Origin of the sequence: Salipiger aestuarii (assembly GCF_003259905.1) — a bacterium.
GTDB lineage: Bacteria > Pseudomonadota > Alphaproteobacteria > Rhodobacterales > Rhodobacteraceae > Salipiger > Salipiger aestuarii.
This window is the reverse complement of sequence record NZ_QLMG01000022.1, coordinates 52,013-73,173: the sequence shown is the minus strand read 5'-3', so window position 1 is coordinate 73,173 and position 21,161 is coordinate 52,013. Positions and strand designations below refer to the sequence as shown.

At 65.4% G+C, this 21,161-nt stretch carries 15 protein-coding genes and 1 pseudogene; 7 read left to right on the top strand and 9 right to left on the bottom strand.

The features are described 5' to 3' along the window. Positions 1-183: 183 nt before the first annotated feature. Together purU and ATI53_RS12705 are read right to left on the bottom strand one after the other, a co-directional pair. Entirely contained in the window at positions 184-1,068 is an 885-nt protein-coding gene (gene purU, locus ATI53_RS12710) for a formyltetrahydrofolate deformylase (RefSeq protein WP_111550564.1), read from the bottom strand. A gap of 118 nt (positions 1,069-1,186) precedes the next feature. Beyond that, positions 1,187-2,227 (bottom strand): GlxA family transcriptional regulator, encoded by a 1,041-nt coding sequence (locus tag ATI53_RS12705; RefSeq protein ID WP_111550563.1) that lies wholly within the window; start codon positions 2,225-2,227, stop codon positions 1,187-1,189. Positions 2,228-2,370: 143 nt separating this feature from the next. Here ATI53_RS12705 and ATI53_RS12700 point away from each other — a divergent pair, with 143 nt between their 5' ends. Next, complete coding sequence (locus ATI53_RS12700) at positions 2,371-4,932, top strand: GcvT family protein (RefSeq protein WP_111550562.1); 2,562 nt, start codon at positions 2,371-2,373, stop codon at positions 4,930-4,932. Between the two features lie 39 nt (positions 4,933-4,971). Here the strand turns inward: ATI53_RS12700 and ATI53_RS12695 are convergent, their stop codons facing one another. Beyond that, entirely contained in the window at positions 4,972-5,850 is an 879-nt protein-coding gene (locus tag ATI53_RS12695; protein WP_111550561.1) for a LysR substrate-binding domain-containing protein, read from the bottom strand. A gap of 155 nt (positions 5,851-6,005) precedes the next feature. On the opposite strand from ATI53_RS12695, the gene ATI53_RS12690 reads away from it, so the two are divergent. From ATI53_RS12690 to ATI53_RS12680, 3 genes and pseudogenes are all read left to right on the top strand, one after another. Further along, positions 6,006-7,244 (top strand): aromatic ring-hydroxylating oxygenase subunit alpha, encoded by a 1,239-nt coding sequence (locus ATI53_RS12690; protein ID WP_111550560.1) that lies wholly within the window; start codon positions 6,006-6,008, stop codon positions 7,242-7,244. Between the two features lie 3 nt (positions 7,245-7,247). Continuing rightward, positions 7,248-8,318, top strand: coding sequence for an FAD-binding oxidoreductase (locus ATI53_RS12685; protein ID WP_009505678.1), 1,071 nt, complete (start codon positions 7,248-7,250; stop codon positions 8,316-8,318). A 696-nt stretch (positions 8,319-9,014) separates the two neighbouring features. Then, positions 9,015-9,935, top strand: a pseudogene (locus ATI53_RS12680) (IS5 family transposase). 198 nt (positions 9,936-10,133) lie between these two features. Here the strand turns inward: ATI53_RS12680 and ATI53_RS12675 are convergent. The 6 genes from ATI53_RS12675 to ATI53_RS12650 all read right to left on the bottom strand — a co-directional run bounded on the left by ATI53_RS12675 (position 10,134) and on the right by ATI53_RS12650 (position 17,213). Further along, the gene (locus tag ATI53_RS12675) at positions 10,134-10,520 is read right to left on the bottom strand and encodes a hypothetical protein (protein WP_111550559.1); all 387 of its coding nucleotides are present in this window, start codon (positions 10,518-10,520) and stop codon (positions 10,134-10,136) included. 90 nt (positions 10,521-10,610) lie between these two features. Then, complete coding sequence (locus ATI53_RS12670) at positions 10,611-12,020, bottom strand: L-serine ammonia-lyase (RefSeq protein ID WP_111550558.1); 1,410 nt, start codon at positions 12,018-12,020, stop codon at positions 10,611-10,613. A 54-nt stretch (positions 12,021-12,074) separates the two neighbouring features. Then, positions 12,075-12,623, bottom strand: coding sequence for an aminomethyltransferase family protein (locus ATI53_RS12665; RefSeq protein ID WP_009505682.1), 549 nt, complete (start codon positions 12,621-12,623; stop codon positions 12,075-12,077). Further along, the gene (locus tag ATI53_RS12660; RefSeq protein ID WP_009505683.1) at positions 12,620-15,637 is read right to left on the bottom strand and encodes a sarcosine oxidase subunit alpha; all 3,018 of its coding nucleotides are present in this window, start codon (positions 15,635-15,637) and stop codon (positions 12,620-12,622) included. The genes ATI53_RS12665 and ATI53_RS12660 overlap by 4 nt, the downstream gene beginning before the upstream one ends. Beyond that, positions 15,634-15,948, bottom strand: a complete 315-nt coding sequence (locus ATI53_RS12655) for a sarcosine oxidase subunit delta (protein WP_009505684.1) — start codon at positions 15,946-15,948, stop codon at positions 15,634-15,636. Before ATI53_RS12655 ends, ATI53_RS12660 begins: the two co-directional genes overlap by 4 nt. 11 nt (positions 15,949-15,959) lie before the next feature. Further along, entirely contained in the window at positions 15,960-17,213 is a 1,254-nt protein-coding gene (locus ATI53_RS12650; protein ID WP_009505685.1) for a sarcosine oxidase subunit beta family protein, read from the bottom strand. Between the two features lie 190 nt (positions 17,214-17,403). On the opposite strand from ATI53_RS12650, the gene ATI53_RS23295 reads away from it, so the two are divergent. The 3 genes from ATI53_RS23295 to ATI53_RS12635 all read left to right on the top strand — a co-directional run bounded on the left by ATI53_RS23295 (position 17,404) and on the right by ATI53_RS12635 (position 21,107). Beyond that, positions 17,404-17,760 carry a helix-turn-helix domain-containing protein gene (locus tag ATI53_RS23295; RefSeq protein ID WP_170134573.1) on the top strand — a complete coding sequence of 119 codons (357 nt, stop codon included), beginning with the start codon at positions 17,404-17,406 and terminating at the stop codon, positions 17,758-17,760. Between the two features lie 303 nt (positions 17,761-18,063). Next, positions 18,064-19,611, top strand: coding sequence for a murein biosynthesis integral membrane protein MurJ (gene murJ / locus ATI53_RS12640; RefSeq protein ID WP_111550556.1), 1,548 nt, complete (start codon positions 18,064-18,066; stop codon positions 19,609-19,611). A gap of 8 nt (positions 19,612-19,619) precedes the next feature. Further along, the gene (locus ATI53_RS12635; RefSeq protein WP_111550555.1) at positions 19,620-21,107 is read left to right on the top strand and encodes a phospholipase D family protein; all 1,488 of its coding nucleotides are present in this window, start codon (positions 19,620-19,622) and stop codon (positions 21,105-21,107) included. Positions 21,108-21,161: the final 54 nt, after the last annotated feature.

Sequence of the window (21,161 nt, the reverse complement as noted above, 5' to 3'; positions counted from 1 at the left end):
ACGACTGCCAGCCAATGGATCGCTGTATTGCTGCTCGGATCGCGTGCGTGCCCTCTCGGCAGATTTGCCTTGCAAATCGCCCGCCGGGTAACAGTGCGTGGCGCTGCCGCGAAGAATTTGTCCCATGGTGCGTCCTTCCCATGGTCACAGATAAGTAGACCATCACATGCTGGGACTAAGCAGCTAGCCCATACGCTCGGACGCATATTCGCCGGGCGAGGCGGGAAAGACCACGGTCTTGTCTCCGTTCACAAACACCCGCCGGTGCATATGCGCGTGGATCGCCCGCGCCAGCACCGCCGATTCCACATCCCGGCCAAGCGAGACATAATCCCCCGGCGATTGCGCATGGGTCACCCGCACCGTGTCCTGTTCGATGATCGGCCCTTCGTCCAGATCCGCCGTCACATAATGCGACGTTGCCCCGATCAGCTTCACACCGCGCTCGAACGCTTGCTTGTAGGGGTTGGCCCCCTTGAACGAGGGCAGGAACGAGTGGTGGATGTTTATGATCCGCCCCGACATGTCGCGGCACATCTCATCGGACAGGATCTGCATGTAGCGCGCCAGCACGATCAGATCGGCCCCGGATTCGCGTACGACGCGCATCTGCTCGGCCTCGGCTCCGGGTTTGTTTGCGGGGGTGACCCTGATGCAGTGAAACGGGATGTCGTGGTTCACCACCACCTTCTGGTAATCCATGTGATTGCTGATGACGGCGACGATGTCGATCGGCAGCGCCCCGATCCGCCAGCGGTACAGCAGATCGTTCAGGCAATGCCCGAACCGCGACACCATGATGACCACCTTCATCTTTTCGGACGGGTCGTGAAAGGCGAAATCGGCCCCGAACCGCGTGGCAATCCCGGCAAAGCCCCCGGCCAGCGCCCCACGGGTCGCCCCCTGCTCGGAGGCAAAGCTCAGCCGCATGAAGAACCGGTCGTTGTCGATATCCGAAAACTGCGAGCTGTCGTGGATGTTGCAGCCCTGCTCGGCCAGATAGGCCGAGATCGCGGCCACGATGCCCGGACGCCCCGGGCAGGAAACAGTCAGAAGAATCCGCGTCATGTGAATGCCTTTCGGAGCCTGCGCGGCATCGGGACCGGCCGGGAAAACGACGCCCCTGATTAGCGCCGCACCGTCTGCCCCGCCCGAAGATCCGCGTCAGCCCTCTGGTAGATTTGCGTCACGCCCCCTTGCGCAGCGCCAGCGGGGTCAGCGCGAACCGCCTGCGGAACGCCCGGCCCAGATGCGAACTGTCGCAAAACCCGCAATCCAGCGCGATCTGAAGCACTGACTTGTCGCTGTGCGTTACCAGATGATGCGCGTGAGACAGCCGGATTTCCAGAAAAGCCGCCTGCGGCGACAGATCCAGCGCGGCGCGGAAATGCCGTTCCAGCCGCCGCTTGCTCAGGCCGGCGCGGCGGGCGATCTCGGCCACGGTGGGCGGGGTATCCAGGTGCTGCTGCATCACCAGCAGCGCGCGCAGCACGATGGGATCGCGGGTGCGGAAATCCAGCGTGACGCCGGGCTGCGGTTTTTCGGCGGCATGGGCATCGTCGATGATCATGATGTGCAGGCTTTTGGACGCCTGCGCCCGGCCGACATGCTTGTCCACCAGATAGGCCGCCAGATGCGCCGAACTTGCGCCCCCCGAACAGGTCAGCCGGTTGCGGTCGACCACGAAGATCTGGTCGGCCACCGGGTCAAGCCCTTCGAACTGCGCCAGAAAATCGGCGTTATGAAACCAGCTGACGCAGCAACGATAGCCGTCCAGAAACCCCGCCTGATGCAGCAGGAACGCCCCGGAACACACCCCCACCAGCGGCACCCCCGCCGCATCGGCATCCGCCAGAAACTGCACATAGGCCGGGCCGAGAATCGACATTTCATCCATCAAACCGCCGACCACGACGATATAGTCAAACCGCGCCGGATCGCCGAGGCGTTCCTTGGGCTGCACCGGCACGCCGCAGCTGGACGTCACCGGATCCATCGTCGCGGACAGCACCGACCAGTTGCACAGGATCGGACGCGACCGGTCGCCTTCATCCGCCGCCAGCCGCAGCACGTCGACGAAATTGGCAAACGCGCACAGGGTGAATTTTCGCGCCAGCACGAACCCGACGCGCAGCCGCGCGCCATCGGATCGAAGGGGAGGCCCCTTGACCGCCTGGCGGGGCGCATTGATCGTGCCAGAGCGGGCCGGGACACGCCGCGTTTCCATGCCTGCGGGCCTTTCGTCGGAAAACCTGACGGCCTGTCGTATCCGTAATGCGCCCCCGCCGCAATTCTTCTGTCTTGCGATGGCGCATTGCGGCAATCCTGAGCGCAGCCTTTGCACCCCTTTCGTCAGTTGGACCCACGCCCATGTCAGCATTCCCCGAACGCGCCCGCGTCGTCATCGTCGGCCTTGGCGGCATCGTTGGCGCCTCGGTCGCCCATCACCTGATCGAACGGGGCTGGGACGACATCGTCGGCATCGACAAATCGGGCATCCCGACCGACATCGGGTCGACCGGACACGCGTCGGATTTTTGTTACTGCACCAGCCATGACCAGCTGAGCACCTGGGCCACGATGTATTCCGTCGATTTTTACGAAAAGATGGGCCATTACAGCCGCATCGGCGGGCTTGAGGTGGCGCGCGTCGGCGATGACGAACGCATGATGGAACTGCGCCGCCGCTGCGATTCGGGGCGCGCCTTTGGCACCAACGTGCGGATGATCTCCGCCGCCGAGGCCAAGGAAAAATTCCCTCTGCTGGAACAGGACCAGATCCAGGGCGCCATGTGGGACCCGGACGCGGGCCTTGTGACCCCGCGGTCGCAGACCGTGGCCGGCAAGCTGGTGGATCAGGCCGAAAAGACCGGCAAGCTGCGGGCGTTTTCCAACTGTCCGGCGCTTGACCTTGTTCAGGAAAACGGTCGTGTTGTCGGCGTAACGACCCCGCGTGGCACGATCTTGGCCGATAAGGTTGTCGTTTGCGCCGGCCTTTGGGGGCGCCTGATCGCTGACATGGCGGGCGAAGACCTGCCGGTCATGCCCGTCGACCATCCGCTGACCTTCTTTGGCCCCTATGATGAATTTTCTGGAACGGGGCTGGAAATCGGCCGCCCCTTGCTGCGCGATCAGGGCAATTCGGCCTATATGCGCGACACCGGCGACCCCTCCACCACCGAAGGCGGACAGATGGAATGGGGCTATTACTACGAAAAAGAACCCCGCATGGTCCACCCGCGCGACATTCTGGAAAAGCACCAGTCGCGCCTGTCGCCGTCGATGCGCGACCTTGTTCTGGATGACGTGATCGAACCGCTTGAACGCGCGATGGAACTGACCCCGATCCTGGCCGAGCTTGGCTTCAATCAAAGCCACAGCTTCAACGGATTGCTGCAAGCGACCACCGATGGCGGCCCGTCGCTGGGCGAAAGCCGCAAGCTGCGCGGGCTATGGTACGCGGTCGCGATCTGGGTCAAGGACGGCCCCGGCATGGGCAAGCTGATCGCCGACTGGATGACTGATGGGCGCACCCATCTCGACCATCACGGCGTCGATTACGCCCGCTTTCAGGATTTCCAGCTGACCGAGGATTTCATCGCGGGCCGCTGCGAGGAAACCGCCAGAAAGATCTATAACCCGCCGATCCACCCGCGAGAGCCTTTTGGCAACGCCCGCGGCATCCGCCGGTCGCCGTTTTATGAGCGAGAGGTCGACCTTGGCGGCCATTTCATGGAACTCGGCGGGTGGGAGCGGGCGCATGGCTACGCGGCAAACAACCACCTGCTGGACAAATACGCCGATCGGGTGCCCGTGCGCGAAAACGAATGGGACAACCGCCATTTCTGGCGCGTGTCCAACGCCGAACAGCTGGAAATGAGCAGCGATTGCGCCATCGTCAACCTGTCGCATTTCCACATGACCGATATTTCCGGCCCCGATCATGTGGCGCTGATGGAATGGCTGTGCGCCGCGAAAATCGGCGGCGACACCATGATCGGCAAGGGCATCTACACTCACATGCTGGACGATGACGGCATGGTGCGGGCCGATTTCACGGTGTTTCGCATGGCCGATCGGTGCCGGCTGGTGAACGGCGCCGATGCCGGGCCGCGCGATCTGGAATACATGAAGCGCACCGCGCAGGATCGCGGGCTGGACGTGACCATCACCGACGTGACCGAAGGCTACACCACCATCGGCATCTGGGGCCCGAACGCGCGCGAGACGCTGAAAAAGGTGGTCGCGGACCCGGCGGGGCTGGACCATGACGCATTCGCCTTTGCCGCGATCAAACCGATTGAAATCGCGGGCAAGCCCGTCACCGCGTTCCGCATTTCCTATGTCGGCGAACAGGGCTGGGAATTGCACATGCCCTACGATGACGGGCTGGCCGTGTGGGACGCGCTGCGCGACACCGGCGTGATGGCGATGGGGGTCGAAACTTATGCCAACTCGCGCCGTCTGGAAAAATCACTGCGCCTGCAAAACGCCGACCTGCACACGCAATACAACCTGCTGGAGGCCGATCTGGCCCGCCCCAGGGTCAAGGAGGCCGATTTCCGCGGCAAGGCAAGGCACCTGGAATATCGCGCCCGCGACCACCAGCCCGCGATGCTGTGCACGCTGGTGATGACCGATAATATCGACAGCCACGGCGTCGCGCGTTACCCGGTGAACACCATGCCGGTGATGGATCCGGACACCGGCGCGGTGCTGGTCGACGATCTGGGGCGGCGATCCTACACCAGTTCGCAAGCCTTCGGGCCAAGCCTGGGCAAGAACATCATGCTGGCCTACCTGCCGCATGACTATGCGCAACTGGGGCGGTCGCTTCAGGTCACCTATTTTGACGAACCGTTCCCGGTCGAGGTGGCCGGCGTCGGATATGCGCCGCTTTACGATCCGCAAAACCTCAAGCCGCGCAGCTGAATCATCATCCGCAACCGGCGGACCACGGCCTGCCGGGTTTCATGCCTCCGGCGCGGCCAGCCAATCCGCGAACAGCCGCGCATTGGCCGAAGCGCGGTTGTGGATACGCAGGTAAAACGGCGACGGCGATGCCATCGCGTCGGGCACCAGCTGCACCAGCCGCCCGGAGGTCAGGGACCCGCCCAGCAGACCTTCCCAGCCCAGCACGGCGCCGATGTGATCCTCGGCCGCGTTCAGCGAAATCAGGTAGCTGTTCAGATAGAACCCCGGCCCTTGCGGCGCCTCGATCCCCATCGCCGCGAACCAGTCGGGCCATTCGGTATAGGGGTTGGTGCCAGATTGCGTATGGATCAGCGGCGCGCGGGCCAGATCCTGCACATCCCTGATGCCCTGAGCGGCGGCGAATTCGGGCGAGCCCAGCGCAAGGATACGATCGTGAAACAGCACCCTTGTTTCATCGGCCTCACGCGCGGGATCGCCGTAATGGATGCTAAGATCCACGCCGTGCCCCGTGCCGTCATCCTGAATGATCTGGGAAATCGCGACACCGGGATGCGCCTTCCAGAACGCGGCAAGGCGCGGTGTCAGCCACAGCGCGCTCATCGCGGTGGTCGCGGCAAGCGACACGCCCGCGCGGTCCTGCCGGGCACGGATGCGCACCACCGCATCCGAGATCGTCTCGAATCCGCGCTGCAAGGCGACGAACAGCAGCGCGCCCGCCTCGGTCAGTTCGACGCCGCGATACTGCCGCGTGAACAGCCCCTGTCCCAGTTCGGATTCCAGCGCCTTGATCCGGTGCGACACCGCCGCCGGGGTCACGTTCAACTCTTGCGCCGCCTGCTTGAAGCTTAAATTCCGGGCGGCGGATTCGAAACAGGCAAGGTCCCCGAGGGGGGCAAGATCATAGGGTTTCCGCATCGGGTGTCGCTTTTGTACCGGGAAGGTCGGAAAAGGATCATTTGCCTTATCCACATTAGGCAGGCTAACCCGAGATGAATATTTTGCCAATTGCCAAGCGCCGCGCGGGATGGGCTAAAGCGAAAGATACGTCCCACCTGCCCGGAGCTTTCGCCATGGTACGTCCCACCGCGTCGATCCCCGAACTGCTGCTTGCTCACCGTCCTGGCCATGCCATGCAGCAGCCCTTTTACACCGATCCCGCGATCTATGAGGCCGATCTGGAAACGATCTGGTATCGCGAATGGCTTTACGCCTTTCCCGCCGTGATGCTGGACAAGACAGGCGCCTATCAGCGGATCAAGGTGGGCGTGTACGACGTGATCGTGATCCGCGACGCCAGGGGTAAAATCAGCGCCTTTCACAACACCTGCCGCCATCGCGGGTCGGTGATCTGTTCGGCCCCCAGGGGGCGCATGGCGAAACTGACCTGCCCGTACCATCAATGGACCTACGATCTGGACGGCAAGCTGTTGTGGGCGCGCGACATGGGCGATGACTTCGACCCGTCGCAACATGGGCTGAAACCGGTGCATTGCGACATCGTGTCGGGCCTTGTGTACATCTGCCTTGCGCAACAGGCCCCCGATCTTGCCGCCTTTGCGGCGACGGTGACGCCCTATCTGGGCGTGCACGACCTGACCGCCGCCAAGGTCGCGCATCAATCCACCATCATCGAGAAAGGCAACTGGAAGCTGGTGTGGGAAAACAATCGCGAATGCTATCACTGCGCGGGCAACCACCCCGACCTGTGTCGCACCTTCCCCGAAGACCCCGCCATCACCGGCGTCGCGGCGGGCGGCGAATACCCCCCCAGGGTGGAAAACCACTTTGCGCGTCTCGAAGCGGCGGGCGCCCCGTCGCGCTTTGTCATGGCCGAGGATGGCCAGTACCGCGCCACCCGGATGCCGCTGCTGGACGGCGCCGAAAGCTATACGATCAGCGGCAAGATCGCCGTGCAGAAACGCCTTGGCCGGATCCCGTTCACCGATGCCGGCGCGCTGATGATCTTTCACTATCCGACGACGTGGAACCACTTTCTGTCGGATCATTCGATCACTTTTCGCGTCACGCCGATCGGCCCGCAGGAAACCGAAGTGCAGACCACATGGCTGGTCCACAAGGATGCTGTCGAGGGCGTGGATTACAATATCGAAGACCTCACCGTCGTCTGGGAACACACCAACAACGAAGATCGCCGCGTGGTCGAAGACAACCAGGCCGGCATCAATTCACCCGCCTATGAACCCGGCCCCTATTCCCCCAGCCACGAGGACGGCGTGATACAGTTCGTCGGCTGGTACATGGACCGGATGCGCACGGCGCACCTGCCCGACGCGATCGCTGCGGAGTAAGCCATGCTGACCAAAACCCACCCCTGGACCGATGACGAGATGCTGGAATGCGTCTCGATCCTGCCTGAAACGCCCAATGTCATCACCGTGTGCTTCCAGGCCCCTTCGGGGCGGCCTTTCGACTTCAAGGCCGGGCAGTTCCTGACGCTGGAACTGCCGGTGCCGGGCGGGCCGCTGTACCGAACGTGGACCATCAGCTCGTCGCCATCGCGCCCGCTGTCGCTGACCCTGACCATGAAGGCGCAGCCCGACAGCATCGGCACGCGCTGGGTGATGGACAACCTGGAACCGGGGATGCAACTGCGCGCCATCGGCCCGGCGGGCCGGTTCACCGCGCAGGACCACCCGGCGACAAAATACCTGTTCATCTCGGCCGGCAGCGGCATCACCCCGATGATGTCCATGACCACCGAAATCTACGACAAGGGCCGCAGCTGCGACATCGTTTTCGTCAACTGCGCGCGCAGACCGTCGGAAATCATCTTTCGCGAGCGGCTGGAACATATCGCATCCCGCTCGGAAGGGATCGAGCTGCGCTGGGTCGTGCAGGAAAAGGACAAGTACCGCCCCTGGACCGGCTACCAGGGCCAGTTCAATCAGCTGATGCTGGGCCTCATCGCGCCGGATTACCTGGAACGCGAGGTGTTCTGCTGCGGCCCCGACGGGTTCATGACCGCCGTGCGCGAGGCGCTGGCGGGGCTGGGCTACGACATGGACCGCTATCATCAGGAAAGTTTCCAGGCGCCGGGCACCCCCGGCCCGGAACTGGTCGAAGCCCCCGTCCCCGAAGACGACCTGCCCGAAGAGGACGTGCAGGCCGAGATCGTCTTCGACATCTCGGGCAAGACCACCCATTGCCCGGAAACCGACACGGTGCTGGCGGCGGCGCGCGGCGCGGGCATCGCCATTCCGTCGGGCTGTACCTTCGGCGTCTGCGGCACCTGCAAGACCATGAAGCTGTCGGGCGAGGTGCATATGGTGCATAATGGCGGCATCACCGATGACGAGATCGAGGAAGGCTATATCCTCGCCTGCTGTTCCAACCCGCGTGGCAAGGTCGTGCTGCACCTGTAGCCAACCCAGGGCGCGACAACATGACAGGGCCGCATCCGGGCGGGGCACAATCTGCCATGACCGCGTCGCATGCCCGAAGACCCCAATCGGTCTTGCCGTCAGTCTGGCGCTGGCCGGCGTCGCCATCGTGCGGTCGCTGTCGGGCACCACGATCCCGGTCGGCGATGCGGATAGGGCGGGCATGGCGGGATTCGCCGCGTCGGCAGTGCGGCTGCCGGACGGTCCGGGGCGTTTCACCGCGCCAAGATCGCGGCACTTGCCCAGCCCGGCCCCGGCCTCAAGCAACGCCCGCCCAAGCGTCGCGGTTTTCGTCCAGGGTCTTTCACGCGCCATCCCTGCCCGCCCGTTTCCGTTGCGCCATCGCCAAGGCCCTGTTTACCATGCGTCACGAAGACTGACGCAAGCTCTTTTCCGGCCGGAATTCGACGCTTCGAGTCATGGGGGACAGGGTGACGGGGCTCGCCGCCGAAATCCCGCCGTCCGGCATGGTCGCGCCAACCTCGGGCAACGGCGCCGACAGCCCGCCGGGCATCGGGCAGCGCGCCGGGACGCTCGCGGACCCCGCCGGCCGGATCAGGGACGGGCGCGGGGTCGTGATGCCCGTAGCCCGCGTCTGGGCCAGCCTTTGCGACCGGCCTTGTTGCACAAATCGCGCTGGGGATTCATACTGCGAATCCAGCATGTTAGCTGGAGGGTATGAGCAGTTGGGTAAGACGAAGTATAAGACCACGAACTGCTCGGATGACAATCATGCGTTGAAGCGGCGTGGATCCTTGTCGATTTGGTTTGATCCAGCGATGGTCTGGATACCCGCGCCGCGTGGCGAACGCGGCCGTCAGCAGCAGTTCGGCAATGCCGCGATCCAAACCTGCCTTACCCTGAAGGTGGTGTTCGGCCTTCCGCTTCGGCAGACGACAGGGTTCGTTAAAAGCCTGTCGCGGCTTGTCGGGTCAGATTGGACGGTACCGGATTACAGCACGCAGTGCCGCCGCCAAAAGACGCTGACTCTGAGCTTGCCGTATCGCGGCGGCAGTGGGCTGGTCAATCTGTTGATCGGCAGCACTGGCCTCAGGGCCGAGGGGGAAGGCGCGTGGCATGCCCGCAAGCATGGCGGCCCTAAACGGCGCATCTGGCGCAAGGTACATATCGGGATTGACGAGGAACCTCTGGAAGTGCGGGCGGCCGAAGATACCACGAGCGATGTCGGTGACGCCCCCATGCCCCCGGAATTGCTCAACCAGATCCCACCAGATCAGCCCATCGGGTCAGTAACGGCCGACGGGGCCTCTGACACGCGCAAATCCCACGACGCGAGTGCTGCGCGTGATGCACATGCTGTCATTCCACCGCGCAAGAATGCCGGGCCGCGGAAACCCGCCAACGCGGGGACCATCGCCCGGAACGGGGCAGTCAATGTATCACGTTGCCTGGGCCGGGCCATCTGGCGAAGATGGAGCGGATACCCGCGTCGAGAGCAAGATGAGCTGCATCAAGCGCCTCAGCCAGACACTTATGTCGACAGACTTCGACCGGCAGGTTGCGGAAATCCACGTCCGCATCGCCGTGCTCAACCGTTACACCGCTCTCGGCATCCCCGTCACGGTGCCCGCAGGATAAGTCCGTCCGGCGAGAAGCGGAAGACCAAACCCTACCCGATTTGAGCAACAATGCCCTTGCTCAGCGCCGAGACCGAAGCTTGCGATCGCTGTCTTGAAGCTCTGACGGAGACCGTGGTCGGGGTGATCCCGTGACGAACTTGCCCCATGGTGCTTTCTTTCATCCATGAGAAAGAACCGCACCATCAGACCGGGGGGGTCAAACAACGTCGATCCGCCCGGCGGGGTCCGCGCGCCTTGTGGCGGCGGTGCCTGCGGTGGTGTCGGCTGTGGCGCTGCGTCTGTTCAGGTGGCTCTGGTCCTGCCGGCCTCGCGCTTTTCCCTGCGCCGGCTGTTCATGGCGGTGGCGACGGCGCACAACGCCGCAGGAAACGCCACCGGCGACAGCAGCACGCCAAGTGGCACCATCAACGGTCAGAGCGATCGGGAACGGGGCGCGCAGGCGGACAAATTTCATGCATTCGCCCTGAAGCTGCCCGTTGAACGGCGCCGGGGTCTTGTCGGCCCGGCGGTTGAAATCAGTGTCGCCTTCGGGGTTCCTGACGGTCTTTGCCATGTCGGTCTGCGCCATGTCGGTCTGTGCCATGTCGGACTGCGCCGGTTGGCCCGAGGGCCCGGCAAGGGCAACAGACCTCGTGTCCGCAGCGGCATCGAAAATGCGCCCGCGCCGGCGGGGTCAGCATTCGGGCAGATTGACGGCAATCCCCCCGGTCGAGGTTTCCTTGTATTTCTCGTTCATGTCCTGCCCGGTTTGCAGCATCACCCGGATGCAGTTGTCCAGCGGCATGAAATGCTTACCATCGCCGCGCAGCGCAAGACTGGCCGCCGACACCGCCTTGATCGCGCCCAGGGCGTTGCGTTCGATGCAGGGCACCTGCACAAGGCCCGCCGCCGGGTCGCAGGTCATGCCAAGGTGATGTTCCAGCGCGATCTCGGCGGCATTTTCGATCTGGGCGTTGGTGCCGCCCAGCACGGCGCACAGCCCGGCGGCGGCCATGGCGGCGGCGCTGCCGACCTCGGCCTGACAGCCCGCCTCGGCACCCGAGATCGACGCGTTGTGCTTTATCAGCCCGCCGATGGCGGCGGCGGTCAACAACAGGTCGCGACACCCTGCGCGGGTCGCCCCGATGCAATGGTCGCGATAATAGCGCAGCACCGCCGGAACCACGCCCGCCGCGCCGTTGGTGGGGGATGTCACCACGCGCCCGCCAGCGGCGTTTTCCTCGTTCACCGCCATGGCGTAGACGCTCAGCCAGTCGTTGACCTGATGCGGCTGGGCCAGGTTCACGCCCTGTTCCGCCTGAAGCTGGTCGTGGATCGCCTTGGCGCGGCGGCGCAGGTTCAGGCCTCCGGGCAGGATGCCGTCCTGGGCCAGGCCGCGCGCGACGCAATCGTCCATCGTGTCCAGGATACGGTCGATCCTGGCATCCAGCGCCGCCCCGTGCAGCACGGTTTCGTTGGCGCGCTTCATCCGCGCGATGCTCAGACCTGACGCCATGCCCATCGCCAGCATCTCTGCGGCGGTGCCAAAGGGATGGGGAAAATGGCGCTGCGCCTTTTGCGCGTGCAGATCCGGCGGCGCGGCCCGCTGCGTGTCCAGTTCGGCGGCGGTAACGACGAACCCGCCCCCGACGGAATAATAGGTCTGCCTGTGGTACATGTTGCCCGCCGCGTCCCAGGCGTTTAGCACCATGCCGTTGGGATGGCCGGGCAGCGGCGGCCCGAAATCGAACACGAGGTCGGCGTCGGTATCGAACGCCAGCGGCGGCAGCCCATCGGGATGCACCGACTTGTTGCGGCGCACCTCGGTCTCCAGATCGGCGGCGCGATCGGGATCAAGCGTTTCGGGCACCAGCCCGCAGAACCCAAGAATCACCGCGCGGTCCGTCGCATGCCCCCTGCCCGTCCAGGCAAGCGAGCCATGCAGGCTGGCCCCCAGCCGGTGCAGATCGCCCGCGCCGGGGATCTTTTCAGCGCCGCCGCGCAGCTCGTCCAGAAACCGCGCAGCCGCCACCATCGGCCCCATCGTGTGCGACGACGAAGGCCCGATGCCGATCTTGAAGACGTCAAAGACGGACAGGAACATCGGGTCATCCTTGCATGGATCGGTTGCGCCGCACAGGGGGGCCTGCGCGCGAAGTTACGACGTTTCGGCGGCCAGTTCCCTGGTGCCGATGACAAGCAGGTCCAGCAGGTGCGGGGCAAAGCTGTTCCAGACGTCGATGCGAAAGCGGGTCGCGCTGTCGCGCCACAGGATAACGGCGGCGCCATCGAACACCGTGCGCCGCGCCGCGCCGTCGGGAATGGCGTCGATGTCGCGCGCGCAGCCGATGGTCAGCAGCTCGGCCGCGCGGGGGCCTTCGATCACGACTGTGACCTCGCGCCCCGACACGTCTACAAGGCTGTGGGGGTGATCCGCATACAGCGGCGCAAGGGCTGAGGTCACAGTGGCCAGATCGTCGGGGGTCGTGTGCAGCATCCATTCATCCGGCCCCAGCCGCAGGCCTTCGCGCGGGCCTGCGTCGGCGCGCGAGCCGAGCCGCCCCGACAGGGTCAGGCCGAGCGCTGCCTCAAACGGCGCCAGATCGCCGCGCAACCGCAGTGAGGCCCGCGCGCGGGGTGCGGCCCGGCGGATCGTCGCGGCGGCGCTGTGCGCCAGCGGGACCTCGGCAAGGATCGGGGCGTTCATGCGGCGGCTCCTTCGGTTTCCGGGGCGGGGATCCTGATGCGAGCGTTGTCGGGATCGACAAACACCGTGGGGACGATCCGTGCCGCGATCGTGCGGTCGGGCATGGGGATGTGAACGGTCTCGCCCAGCCGCGCGTGCCCGCCCGCGACCAGCGCCAGCGCGATAGATGCCCCGGTGGTGCCGGTATCATACGACGAGGTCACATGCCCGACCATGGTCATCGGGATCGCCTGCGCCGGATCGAACACGATCTGCGCCCCCTCTTCGAGCTTGCTGCCATCGTCGGTCAGCAGGCCGACAAGCTGCTTGCGGCCCTCGGCCACCAGGTCGGGGCGCGCAAGGCCCCGCTTGCCGACAAAGTCGGGCTTTTGCGCGCCCACGGCCCAGCCCATGCCCGCATCATGGGGCGTGACGGTGCCGTCGGTGTCCTGACCAACGATGATGTAGCCTTTTTCAGCCCGTAAGACATGCATGGTTTCGGTGCCATAGGCGGTGATCCCCAAGGGCTGCCCCGCCCGCCACAGCGTATCCCACAGCGCCCGGCCCATCGGGGCGGGCACATTGATTTCAAACCCGATCTCGCCGGTAAAGCTGACGCGGAACAGCCGTGCGGGCATGCCCGCAACGGTGCATGTCGTACAGGACATATGCGGAAACGCATCCTCGGTCAGGGTCACATCGGTCAGCGGTTGCAGCAGTTTCGCCGCATCGGGGCCGTTCAGCGCGATGGTCGACCACTGTTCCGTGGTCGAGGTCAGCCAGACGTTCAGGTCAGGCCATTCGGTCTGAAGGTAATCCTCCATCATGTTCAGCACATGGGCTGCGCCACCGGTGGTGGTGGTGACGTGGAACCGATCCTGCCCCATGCGCCCGATCACGCCATCGTCGCGGATATACCCATCCTCGCCCAGCAGCAGGCCGTAGCGGCAGCGCCCCACCCCCAGCCTGTTCCAGGGGTTGGTGTACATGCGGTTCATGAATTCCACCGCATCGGGGCCGACCACCTCGATCTTGCCCAAGGTAGACGCATCAAAGATGCCCACACCCGCGCGGGTGGCGGCGCATTCGCGGCGCACGGCGTCGTCCATCGTCTCGCCCGTTTGCGGGAAATACCGCGCGCGGCGCCATTGGCCGACGGGTTCGAACACCGCGCCGTGGCTTTCTGCCCAGGCGTCGATCCGGGTTTTGCGCGTCACCTCGAAATGCGCGCCCCGGTGATAGCCCGCGAAGGCCCCGAAGGTGGTCGGCGTATAGGGCGGACGAAAGGTGGTCAGCCCGACCTGAGGCTGTTTCCTGCCCAGCGCATCGGCCGCGATGTTCAGCCCGTTGATGTTGGACATCTTGCCCTGATCGGTGGCCATGCCATTGGTGGTGTAGCGCTTGACGTGTTCGATCGACCGCATGCCCTCGCGAACAGCAAGACGCAGATCCTTGGCGGTCACGTCGTTCTGGAAATCGACGAACGCCTTGGCGCGACCCGGCGACAGGTCGGTCGGCAGTTCGCGCGCCGACACGCCGCTTCCGGTGCGATCCTGCGCCACGGCGTAAGGGGGCGCGCTGCCCGCGCGGCCCAGCGCTGCGGCGGCCTCACGCGCCTTTGCGGCGCCGTCGTTCAGTGCGGCTTTGATGCCCCACAGCCCGCGGCTTGCCCCCGCGATGACGCAAGCCTCGGGCGTTTCGCCGGGCAGGAATGTGGTGCGGTCGTCGTCCCACGCCAGCTTGCCCCTGGTGTGCGAGAACAGGTGCAGTGACGGCGTCCAGCCGCCCGACATCAGCACCGCGTCGCAGGCGATGACCTCGGGGCTGCCAACGCCGGTGCCCGTCACGGGGTTCACCCGGATGGATTTCACCCGCAACCGGCCCCTGGTGGCGGTCGCGGTGTGCGACAGCTTGAGCGGGATACCCCGCGCGCGGGCCTGCTGCATCAGCGCTTCGGGCACATCCGCGCGCAGATCGACGATGGCCTGCACCTGAGCGCCGGCATCCGCCAGATCGAAGGCCGCAAACCACGCGCTGTCATGCGATGTCACCACCACGGGACGCCTGCCCACCAGCACGCCGTAGCGGTTCAGGTAGGTCTGCGCCGATCCGGCCAGCATGATGCCGGGGCGATCATTGCCGTGAAACACCAACGGCTTTTCCAGCGCGCCCTGCGCCAGAACCACCTGCCCCGCGCGCACCCGCCACAACCGTTCGCGCGGCGTGTCATCGGGAAGCTGCGCCAGATGGTCGGTCAGCTTTTCGCACAGGCCGACCATGTTCTGGTGATAATAGGCAATCGCGGTGGTGCGGGTCATCACCTTGACGCCCGTGTCTTTCAACGCCGCCAATTCGCGCGCCAGCCAGTCCCAGGCGGGCACGCCGTCAATCACCGCCTGGGGTTCGGACAACAGCGTGCCGCCCGCCTCGGAATGTTCATCCACCAGCACGACGCAAAGGCCATCGGCGCTCGCCGCCCTGGCCGCCGCGATGCCGGTCGGCCCCGCTCCCACCACCAGCACATCGCAATGCAGATTGCGTGAGGCGTAGTGGTCGGGGTCTTCCTCGGACGGGCACACGCCCAGCCCGGCGGCGGCGCGGACGAACGGTTCGTACACCTTGTCCCAGAAGCTGCGCGGCCACATGAAGGTCTTGTAATAGAACCCGGCCGAAAACAGCATGTAGGCGGCATCGTTCACCGCACCCACATCGAATTTCAGGCTGGGGCAGGTGTTTTGCGACCGGGTCTGCAACCCTTCATAGATTTCCTGAACGGTGGCGCGGGTGTTGGGTTCGAACCGGCCCGGCCCACGGCGGGTTCCGATCAGGGCATTGGGTTCTTCTGACCCGGCGGCCACGGCCCCGCGCGGGCGGTGGTATTTGAAAGACCGCCCCATCAGATGCGTGCCCTGCGCCAGCAGCGCCGAGGCAACCGTATCACCGCGTCCGCCCGCACAGGTCTTGCCGTCAAAGGTAAACGTCACCGGGCGCGACAGATCCACCCGGCCCTTGCCGGGAACGCGATAGAAGCTCATTTGCCGCCCTCCGCCTGGGGGGGCAACAGGGTGTCAAGATCGGGGCGCGGGGCCCCCGCCTGATAAGTGGTCAGAAACTTGTCCGACACGGTGTCGCGCACCGCGTTGAAGAACCTCCCGCAGCCGTGCAGATGCCGCCAGCGTTCGTAATACGGCCCCTTGGTGTTGGTGCGCATGAACAGGAATTCCTGCCAGTCCTCATCAGACATCTCGGACGGGTTTTCGGGGCGTGCGATATGCGCTTCCCCCGCGTAGGCGAATTCGACCTCGGGCAGGGTTTCGTCGCAATAGGGGCAATGGATCAAAAGCATCAAGGACCTCGTTAGTGCGCGACAGCGGCGGCGGCGGCTTCGTCGATCAGGCGGCCGGTGCGGAACCGGTCCAGCGTGAAGGGGGCGTTGATCGGGTGCGGTTCATCCCTGGCGACGGTCCAGGCCAGCGTGTGCGCCGCACCCGGCGTGGCCTTGAACCCGCCGGTGCCCCAACCGCAGTTGACGTACAGGTTCTGAACCGGAGTCTTGCCGACAATGGGCGAGCGGTCCGGCGTGTTGTCGGTGATCCCGCCCCATTTTCGCAACATCCGCATACGGTTGAAGATCGGGAACACCTCGGAGATCGCCGCGATGGTGTGTTCGATCAGCGGCAATCCGCCGCGCTGGGAATAGCTGACGTACTGGTCGGTGCCCGACCCGATCACCAGCTCGCCCTTGTCGGACTGGCTGCAATAGGCGTGCACGGCGTTGGACATGACCACGCAGGGGAACACCGGCTTGACCGGCTCGGACACCAGCGCCTGAAGCGGCACGGATTCCAGCGGCAAACGCACCCCCGCCGTCGCCATGACCTGGGTGTTGTGGCCCGATGCCGATACGGCGATCTTTTTCGCGCCGATAAAGCCTTTTTCGGTGTCGACCCCGATCACCGCCCCGTCCGGCCCGCGCCGGATCGCGGTCACGGCGCAGTTCTGGATGATGTCGACGCCGCGCGCCGCCGCACCCCGCGCATAGCCCCATGCCACCGCATCGTGGCGCGCCGTGCCCGCGCGTTGCTGCAACGCGCCGCCCATGACCGGATAGCGCGCATCGGGCGAGATGTTGATCGGGGGGCAGTATGCCTTGCACTCCTGCGGCGTCAGCCAGCGGTTGTCGACCCCGTTCAGGCGGTTGGCATGAACGTGGCGCTTGAAGCTTTGGACGTCATGCACGGTATGGGCCAGCATCAGGCAGCCCCGGTTGGAATACATGACGTTATAGTTCAGTTCCTGGCTCAGCCCCTGCCACAGGTCGACCGAATGGTCGAACATCCGCGCGGATTCGTCGTACAGGTAATTGGACCGGATGATCGTGGTGTTGCGCCCGGTGTTGCCCCCGCCCAGCCATCCCTTGTCGATCACCGCGACATTGGTGATGCCGTGTTGCGTGGCCAGATAATAGGCCGCCCCCAGCCCATGCCCACCGGCCCCGACGATGATCACGTCATAGGCAGGTTTGGGCTGTGCCTCGGGCCACTGCTCGGTCCACCCACGGTGTCCATTCAGGGCATTTCTGAGAAGAGAGAAGGCGTTGAAACGCGTCATGGGGGACTCCGGCGGTGACGGCACGATTCAGGGCTGGAGGCAGAATTACGCTTCGGCACGTCCTGATGCGGGTAGAAATGCGTCGCCTGACCGGGCGATTTGCGTCAAAAGGTCCGCGCCGTGGTCAAACGTCACAAAAGCGCCTGCGCGTCGGGTTTCTGCTGGCCGACAGATTCACGCGGTCCTGCGCATGCAGCAGCATATCGAACTGCCCGTGCCGCTGGCGCAGATCGCGCAGGCGCTGGGGGTGGGGCGACGCAGGCTGGAACGCCGCGTTCTGGCCGATGTCCGCATGACACCGCGCACGGCCTATCCTGACCTGCGGCTGGACCGGGCGCTGCGCGGCACGGGCCAGACCGTCACCGAGATTGCCCATGGCCGCGCGTTCTGCGACGGCCCCAACCCGGCGCGCGTGCTCAAGGCCAGGCGCGGCCTGTCGCCTGCGGAATACCGCCGCGCACAGGCCGCATCCGCAGGGGCCCGTCATGCGGTCGGCGTGTTGTTGCCCCCCGGCGGCACGGCCCACGCTGGGGGCATATCAGCCTGACACGATCATCTGGCGCGGTTCGCGGTGCCATGCCGCGTTGTCGCCCCCCCCCCCCCCGAGGTCCCGGTGTGGCCCTTGGCGTCGGTGCAATGATGAAAACAGAGCGGCATGTTCAAATTCCTTTTGCATTGCAAGGGCGCCCCGATCGCGACACCGCCAGAGTTCACCCCACGGGCGGGTGACGAAAGGGAAATCTGCATGCCCCGCGCCAGCACGACCGGCGCGCCCTGAAACGCCCTTTCCACGCCCCCCCGCGATAGGCTAGCACTTGCCCGAACCAGCGCCTCAGAGGGCAGAGCAGCCATGAAACCCATCCGCCTGATTTCGGGCGTCCTGACCGTCGGCTTCTGGACGCTGGCAAGCCGCGTTCTGGGCCTTGTCCGCGATACGGTGATCCTTGCCCTGATCGGGCCGGGGCCGGTGATGGATGCGTTCGTCGCGGCGTTTCGCCTGCCCAACATGTTCCGCAGGTTCTTTGCCGAAGGGGCGTTCAACGCCGCCTTCGTGCCGATCTTTTCCAAGAAACTCGAAGGCGACGAAGACCCCCTGATCTTTGCCCGCGACGCGCTGAACGGGCTGGCCTTCGTGCTGCTGATCGTCACCGGTTTCGCGCTGGTGTTCATGCCCGCGCTGGTCTGGGCCACCGCCGGAGGCTTTGCCGCCGATGCGCGGTTCGATCTGACCATCGGCTATGGCCGCATCGTGTTTCCCTATATCTTCTTCATCTCGCTGGCGGCGCTGTTTTCCGGCGCGCTGAACGCAACGGGGCATTTCGCCGCCGCCGCCGCCGCGCCGGTGTTGCTGAACCTGCTGGTCATCGCCGCGATGAGCGCCGGCGTCGCGTTCGGAGACGAGGTCATATGGTGGCTGATCTGGGCGATCCCCGTAGCGGGTGTCGCCCAGCTGGCACTGGTCTGGATCGCGGCGGAACGGTCGGGCGTGAAGGTGCGGCCGGGCCTGCCCCGGTTCACCCCCGACATGCGCCGCCTTGTGCGCGTGGCGGTGCCCGCGGCGATGGCGGGCGGTGTCATGCAGATCAACCTGCTGGTCGGCCAGCAGGTCGCATCGCAGTTCGGGCAGGCGGTCAGCTGGCTTTACGCCGCCGATCGGCTGTACCAGCTGCCGCTGGGCGTCGTCGGGATTGCGGTGGGCATCGTGCTGCTGCCGGACCTGTCACGGCGGCTAAAGGCGCGCGACAGCGACGGCGCGCGCCACGCGTTTTCGCGCGCCGGGGAAATGGCGCTGGCGCTGACCCTGCCCGCTGCCGCCGCGCTGATCATCGTGCCGCTGCCCATCGTGTCGGTGCTGTTCGAACGTGGCCGCACCACGCATGCCGATGCGCAGGCCATCGCCATCGCCGTGGCGATTTACGGGCTGGGGCTGCCGGCCTTTGTCCTGCAAAAGGTGCTGCAACCGCTGTTTTTTGCGCGCGAAGACACCCGCACGCCGTTCCGCTACGCGCTCTGGTCAATGGGGGTGAACGCGGTGCTTGCGGTGGGGCTGGTGCCCATTGCGGGCTGGCTGTCGCCGGCCATCGCCACCACAACAGCGGCCTGGGTCATGGTGGTGATGCTGGGCACGGGGGGCCGCAAGCTGGGCGAGACCGCGCGTTTCGATGACCGCTTCCGGCGGCGGGTGCCGCGCATCGCCGTGGCCTCGGTCGTCATGGCGGGAATACTGTGGGGAACTTATCTGCTTCTCGGCAGTATGCTATCCATGAATTACTGGCGTTACATTGCCCTTTTAGTGCTCGTCGCGGTGGGCATGCTGTCCTACGCGCTTGCAGGACAGGCGATTGGCGCCTTCAGGCTGTCGGACTTCCGCTCCGCCCTGCGTCGCAACCGAAACTGAGAGCCTGCATGACACTGACATCCCTGATCACCGCGTCCGAGGGGTTTCCCGCTCTCGAACGTCTCGCCATGAGCGCCCAGCGCGAGCTGGTGATGTCGTTCCGCATCCTCGACCCGACGACGCAACTGCACTGCCCGGAGTTTCTGGATCAGGGTCTGAAGACCTGGGCCGACCTTTTGGCGGCAGTGGCGCAAAAGGGCGTGCGCGTGCGTCTTGTTCTGGCGGATTTCGATCCGATCTTCGCCGAACCGCTGCACAAGCTCGCCTGGCGGTCCGCCAGCGGCTTTGCCCAGGGCATCAAGGGCGATGTGCAGATCCTGTGCGCCCCGCACGGCCAGCTTGCCGGGCCGCTGTGGCGCTGGATGATGCGCAGCCGTGTCGGGGAAAAGCTGCAAGAGCTGCGCGGGCGCGATCACTCGGAACTGACGCCGATCCAGCGGGCGCTCGTCAAAGGACCGATCCTGCTGCGCCCGGTGACCATCCACCAGAAATTCGCCGTCGTCGACAGCGAACGCTGCATCATCGGTGGCCTGGATGTCAACGACCGGCGCTGGGACGATTTCGACCACGATCAGGCGCCCGAGCAAACCTGGCATGACGTGTCCATGCAGGTGGACGACGCGGATTTCGCCGCGGCCCTGCGGCTGCATTTTTCCGAAACCTGGAACCGCGCGCTGGATTGCGGCACCCCGGCGGTGCTGGGCGAGGCCGAGCATATGGCCACCGACATCCGCCCCCAACCGCCCGCCGATCTGCGGCTGCTGCGCACCGTGTCGGTCCCGCGCAGGGGCCTTTCGACCCTTGCGCCCAAGACCTTGGCGACCGAGCACGAAAAGACGCTGATCCAGCTCTTTGGCGAGGCGCGCCACTTCATCTATCTGGAAACCCAGTTCCTGCGGCATCGCCCTCTGGTCGATGCGCTGGTGCGCGCCGCCAAACGCGAACCCGATCTGCAACTGGTGATCGTGCTGCCCCCCGCCGCGGACCGCGTGCTGTTTGACAGCGACGTGGGCTGGGACGCGCGCGCCGCGCATGCGCTTCAGACCGAAGCCGCCGAGCGGCTGAGCCGGGCCTATGGCGAACGGCTGGCGATGATTTCGCCGGCACAGCCCGTGCCAGCCAGGGACGGTCAGGCCGAGGTGTTGCAATCGGGTCCGATCTATATCCATTCCAAGGTGGCGGTGGTCGATGACCGGGTCGGCATGGTCGGATCGGCAAACCTCAACGGGCGGTCGATGCGCTGGGACACCGAAGCGTCGGTGCTGTTCCGTCGGCCCGAGGACGCCAAGGCGCTGCGCGAACGCCTCGCGGAAAAATGGCTGGGTCCGACGATCGGCGGGGCGAGCACATCGCAGGCGCGCACCTGGCGGCAGGCCGCGCTGTCCAACGCCGCCAGGGAACCGGGCGATCGCGAGGGGTTCGCCCTGCCTTATCCGGTGGCCACGGGCAAGAAATTCGCCCGCAAGGTGATCGGGTTTCCCGCCGACATGTTTTAGGCGCGGCGCCGGTTCCGGCTGAAACCCGCGCGCGCCGGTTTTGCCCGGCGCGCC

What these genes read in the sequence shown, in the direction of transcription:
- purU (WP_111550564.1), bottom strand. Translation starts at nt 1,068, where the DNA reads ATGACGCGGATTCTTCTGACTGTTTCCTGCCCGGGGCGTCCGGGCATC.
- ATI53_RS12705 (WP_111550563.1), bottom strand. Translation starts at nt 2,227, where the DNA reads ATGGAAACGCGGCGTGTCCCGGCCCGCTCTGGCACGATCAATGCGCCC.
- ATI53_RS12700 (WP_111550562.1), top strand. Translation starts at nt 2,371, where the DNA reads ATGTCAGCATTCCCCGAACGCGCCCGCGTCGTCATCGTCGGCCTTGGC.
- ATI53_RS12695 (WP_111550561.1), bottom strand. Translation starts at nt 5,850, where the DNA reads ATGCGGAAACCCTATGATCTTGCCCCCCTCGGGGACCTTGCCTGTTTC.
- ATI53_RS12690 (WP_111550560.1), top strand. Translation starts at nt 6,006, where the DNA reads ATGGTACGTCCCACCGCGTCGATCCCCGAACTGCTGCTTGCTCACCGT.
- ATI53_RS12685 (WP_009505678.1), top strand. Translation starts at nt 7,248, where the DNA reads ATGCTGACCAAAACCCACCCCTGGACCGATGACGAGATGCTGGAATGC.
- ATI53_RS12675 (WP_111550559.1), bottom strand. Translation starts at nt 10,520, where the DNA reads ATGGCACAGACCGACATGGCGCAGACCGACATGGCAAAGACCGTCAGG.
- ATI53_RS12670 (WP_111550558.1), bottom strand. Translation starts at nt 12,020, where the DNA reads ATGTTCCTGTCCGTCTTTGACGTCTTCAAGATCGGCATCGGGCCTTCG.
- ATI53_RS12665 (WP_009505682.1), bottom strand. Translation starts at nt 12,623, where the DNA reads ATGAACGCCCCGATCCTTGCCGAGGTCCCGCTGGCGCACAGCGCCGCC.
- ATI53_RS12660 (WP_009505683.1), bottom strand. Translation starts at nt 15,637, where the DNA reads ATGAGCTTCTATCGCGTTCCCGGCAAGGGCCGGGTGGATCTGTCGCGC.
- ATI53_RS12655 (WP_009505684.1), bottom strand. Translation starts at nt 15,948, where the DNA reads ATGCTTTTGATCCATTGCCCCTATTGCGACGAAACCCTGCCCGAGGTC.
- ATI53_RS12650 (WP_009505685.1), bottom strand. Translation starts at nt 17,213, where the DNA reads ATGACGCGTTTCAACGCCTTCTCTCTTCTCAGAAATGCCCTGAATGGA.
- ATI53_RS23295 (WP_170134573.1), top strand. Translation starts at nt 17,404, where the DNA reads ATGCAGCAGCATATCGAACTGCCCGTGCCGCTGGCGCAGATCGCGCAG.
- murJ (WP_111550556.1), top strand. Translation starts at nt 18,064, where the DNA reads ATGAAACCCATCCGCCTGATTTCGGGCGTCCTGACCGTCGGCTTCTGG.
- ATI53_RS12635 (WP_111550555.1), top strand. Translation starts at nt 19,620, where the DNA reads ATGACACTGACATCCCTGATCACCGCGTCCGAGGGGTTTCCCGCTCTC.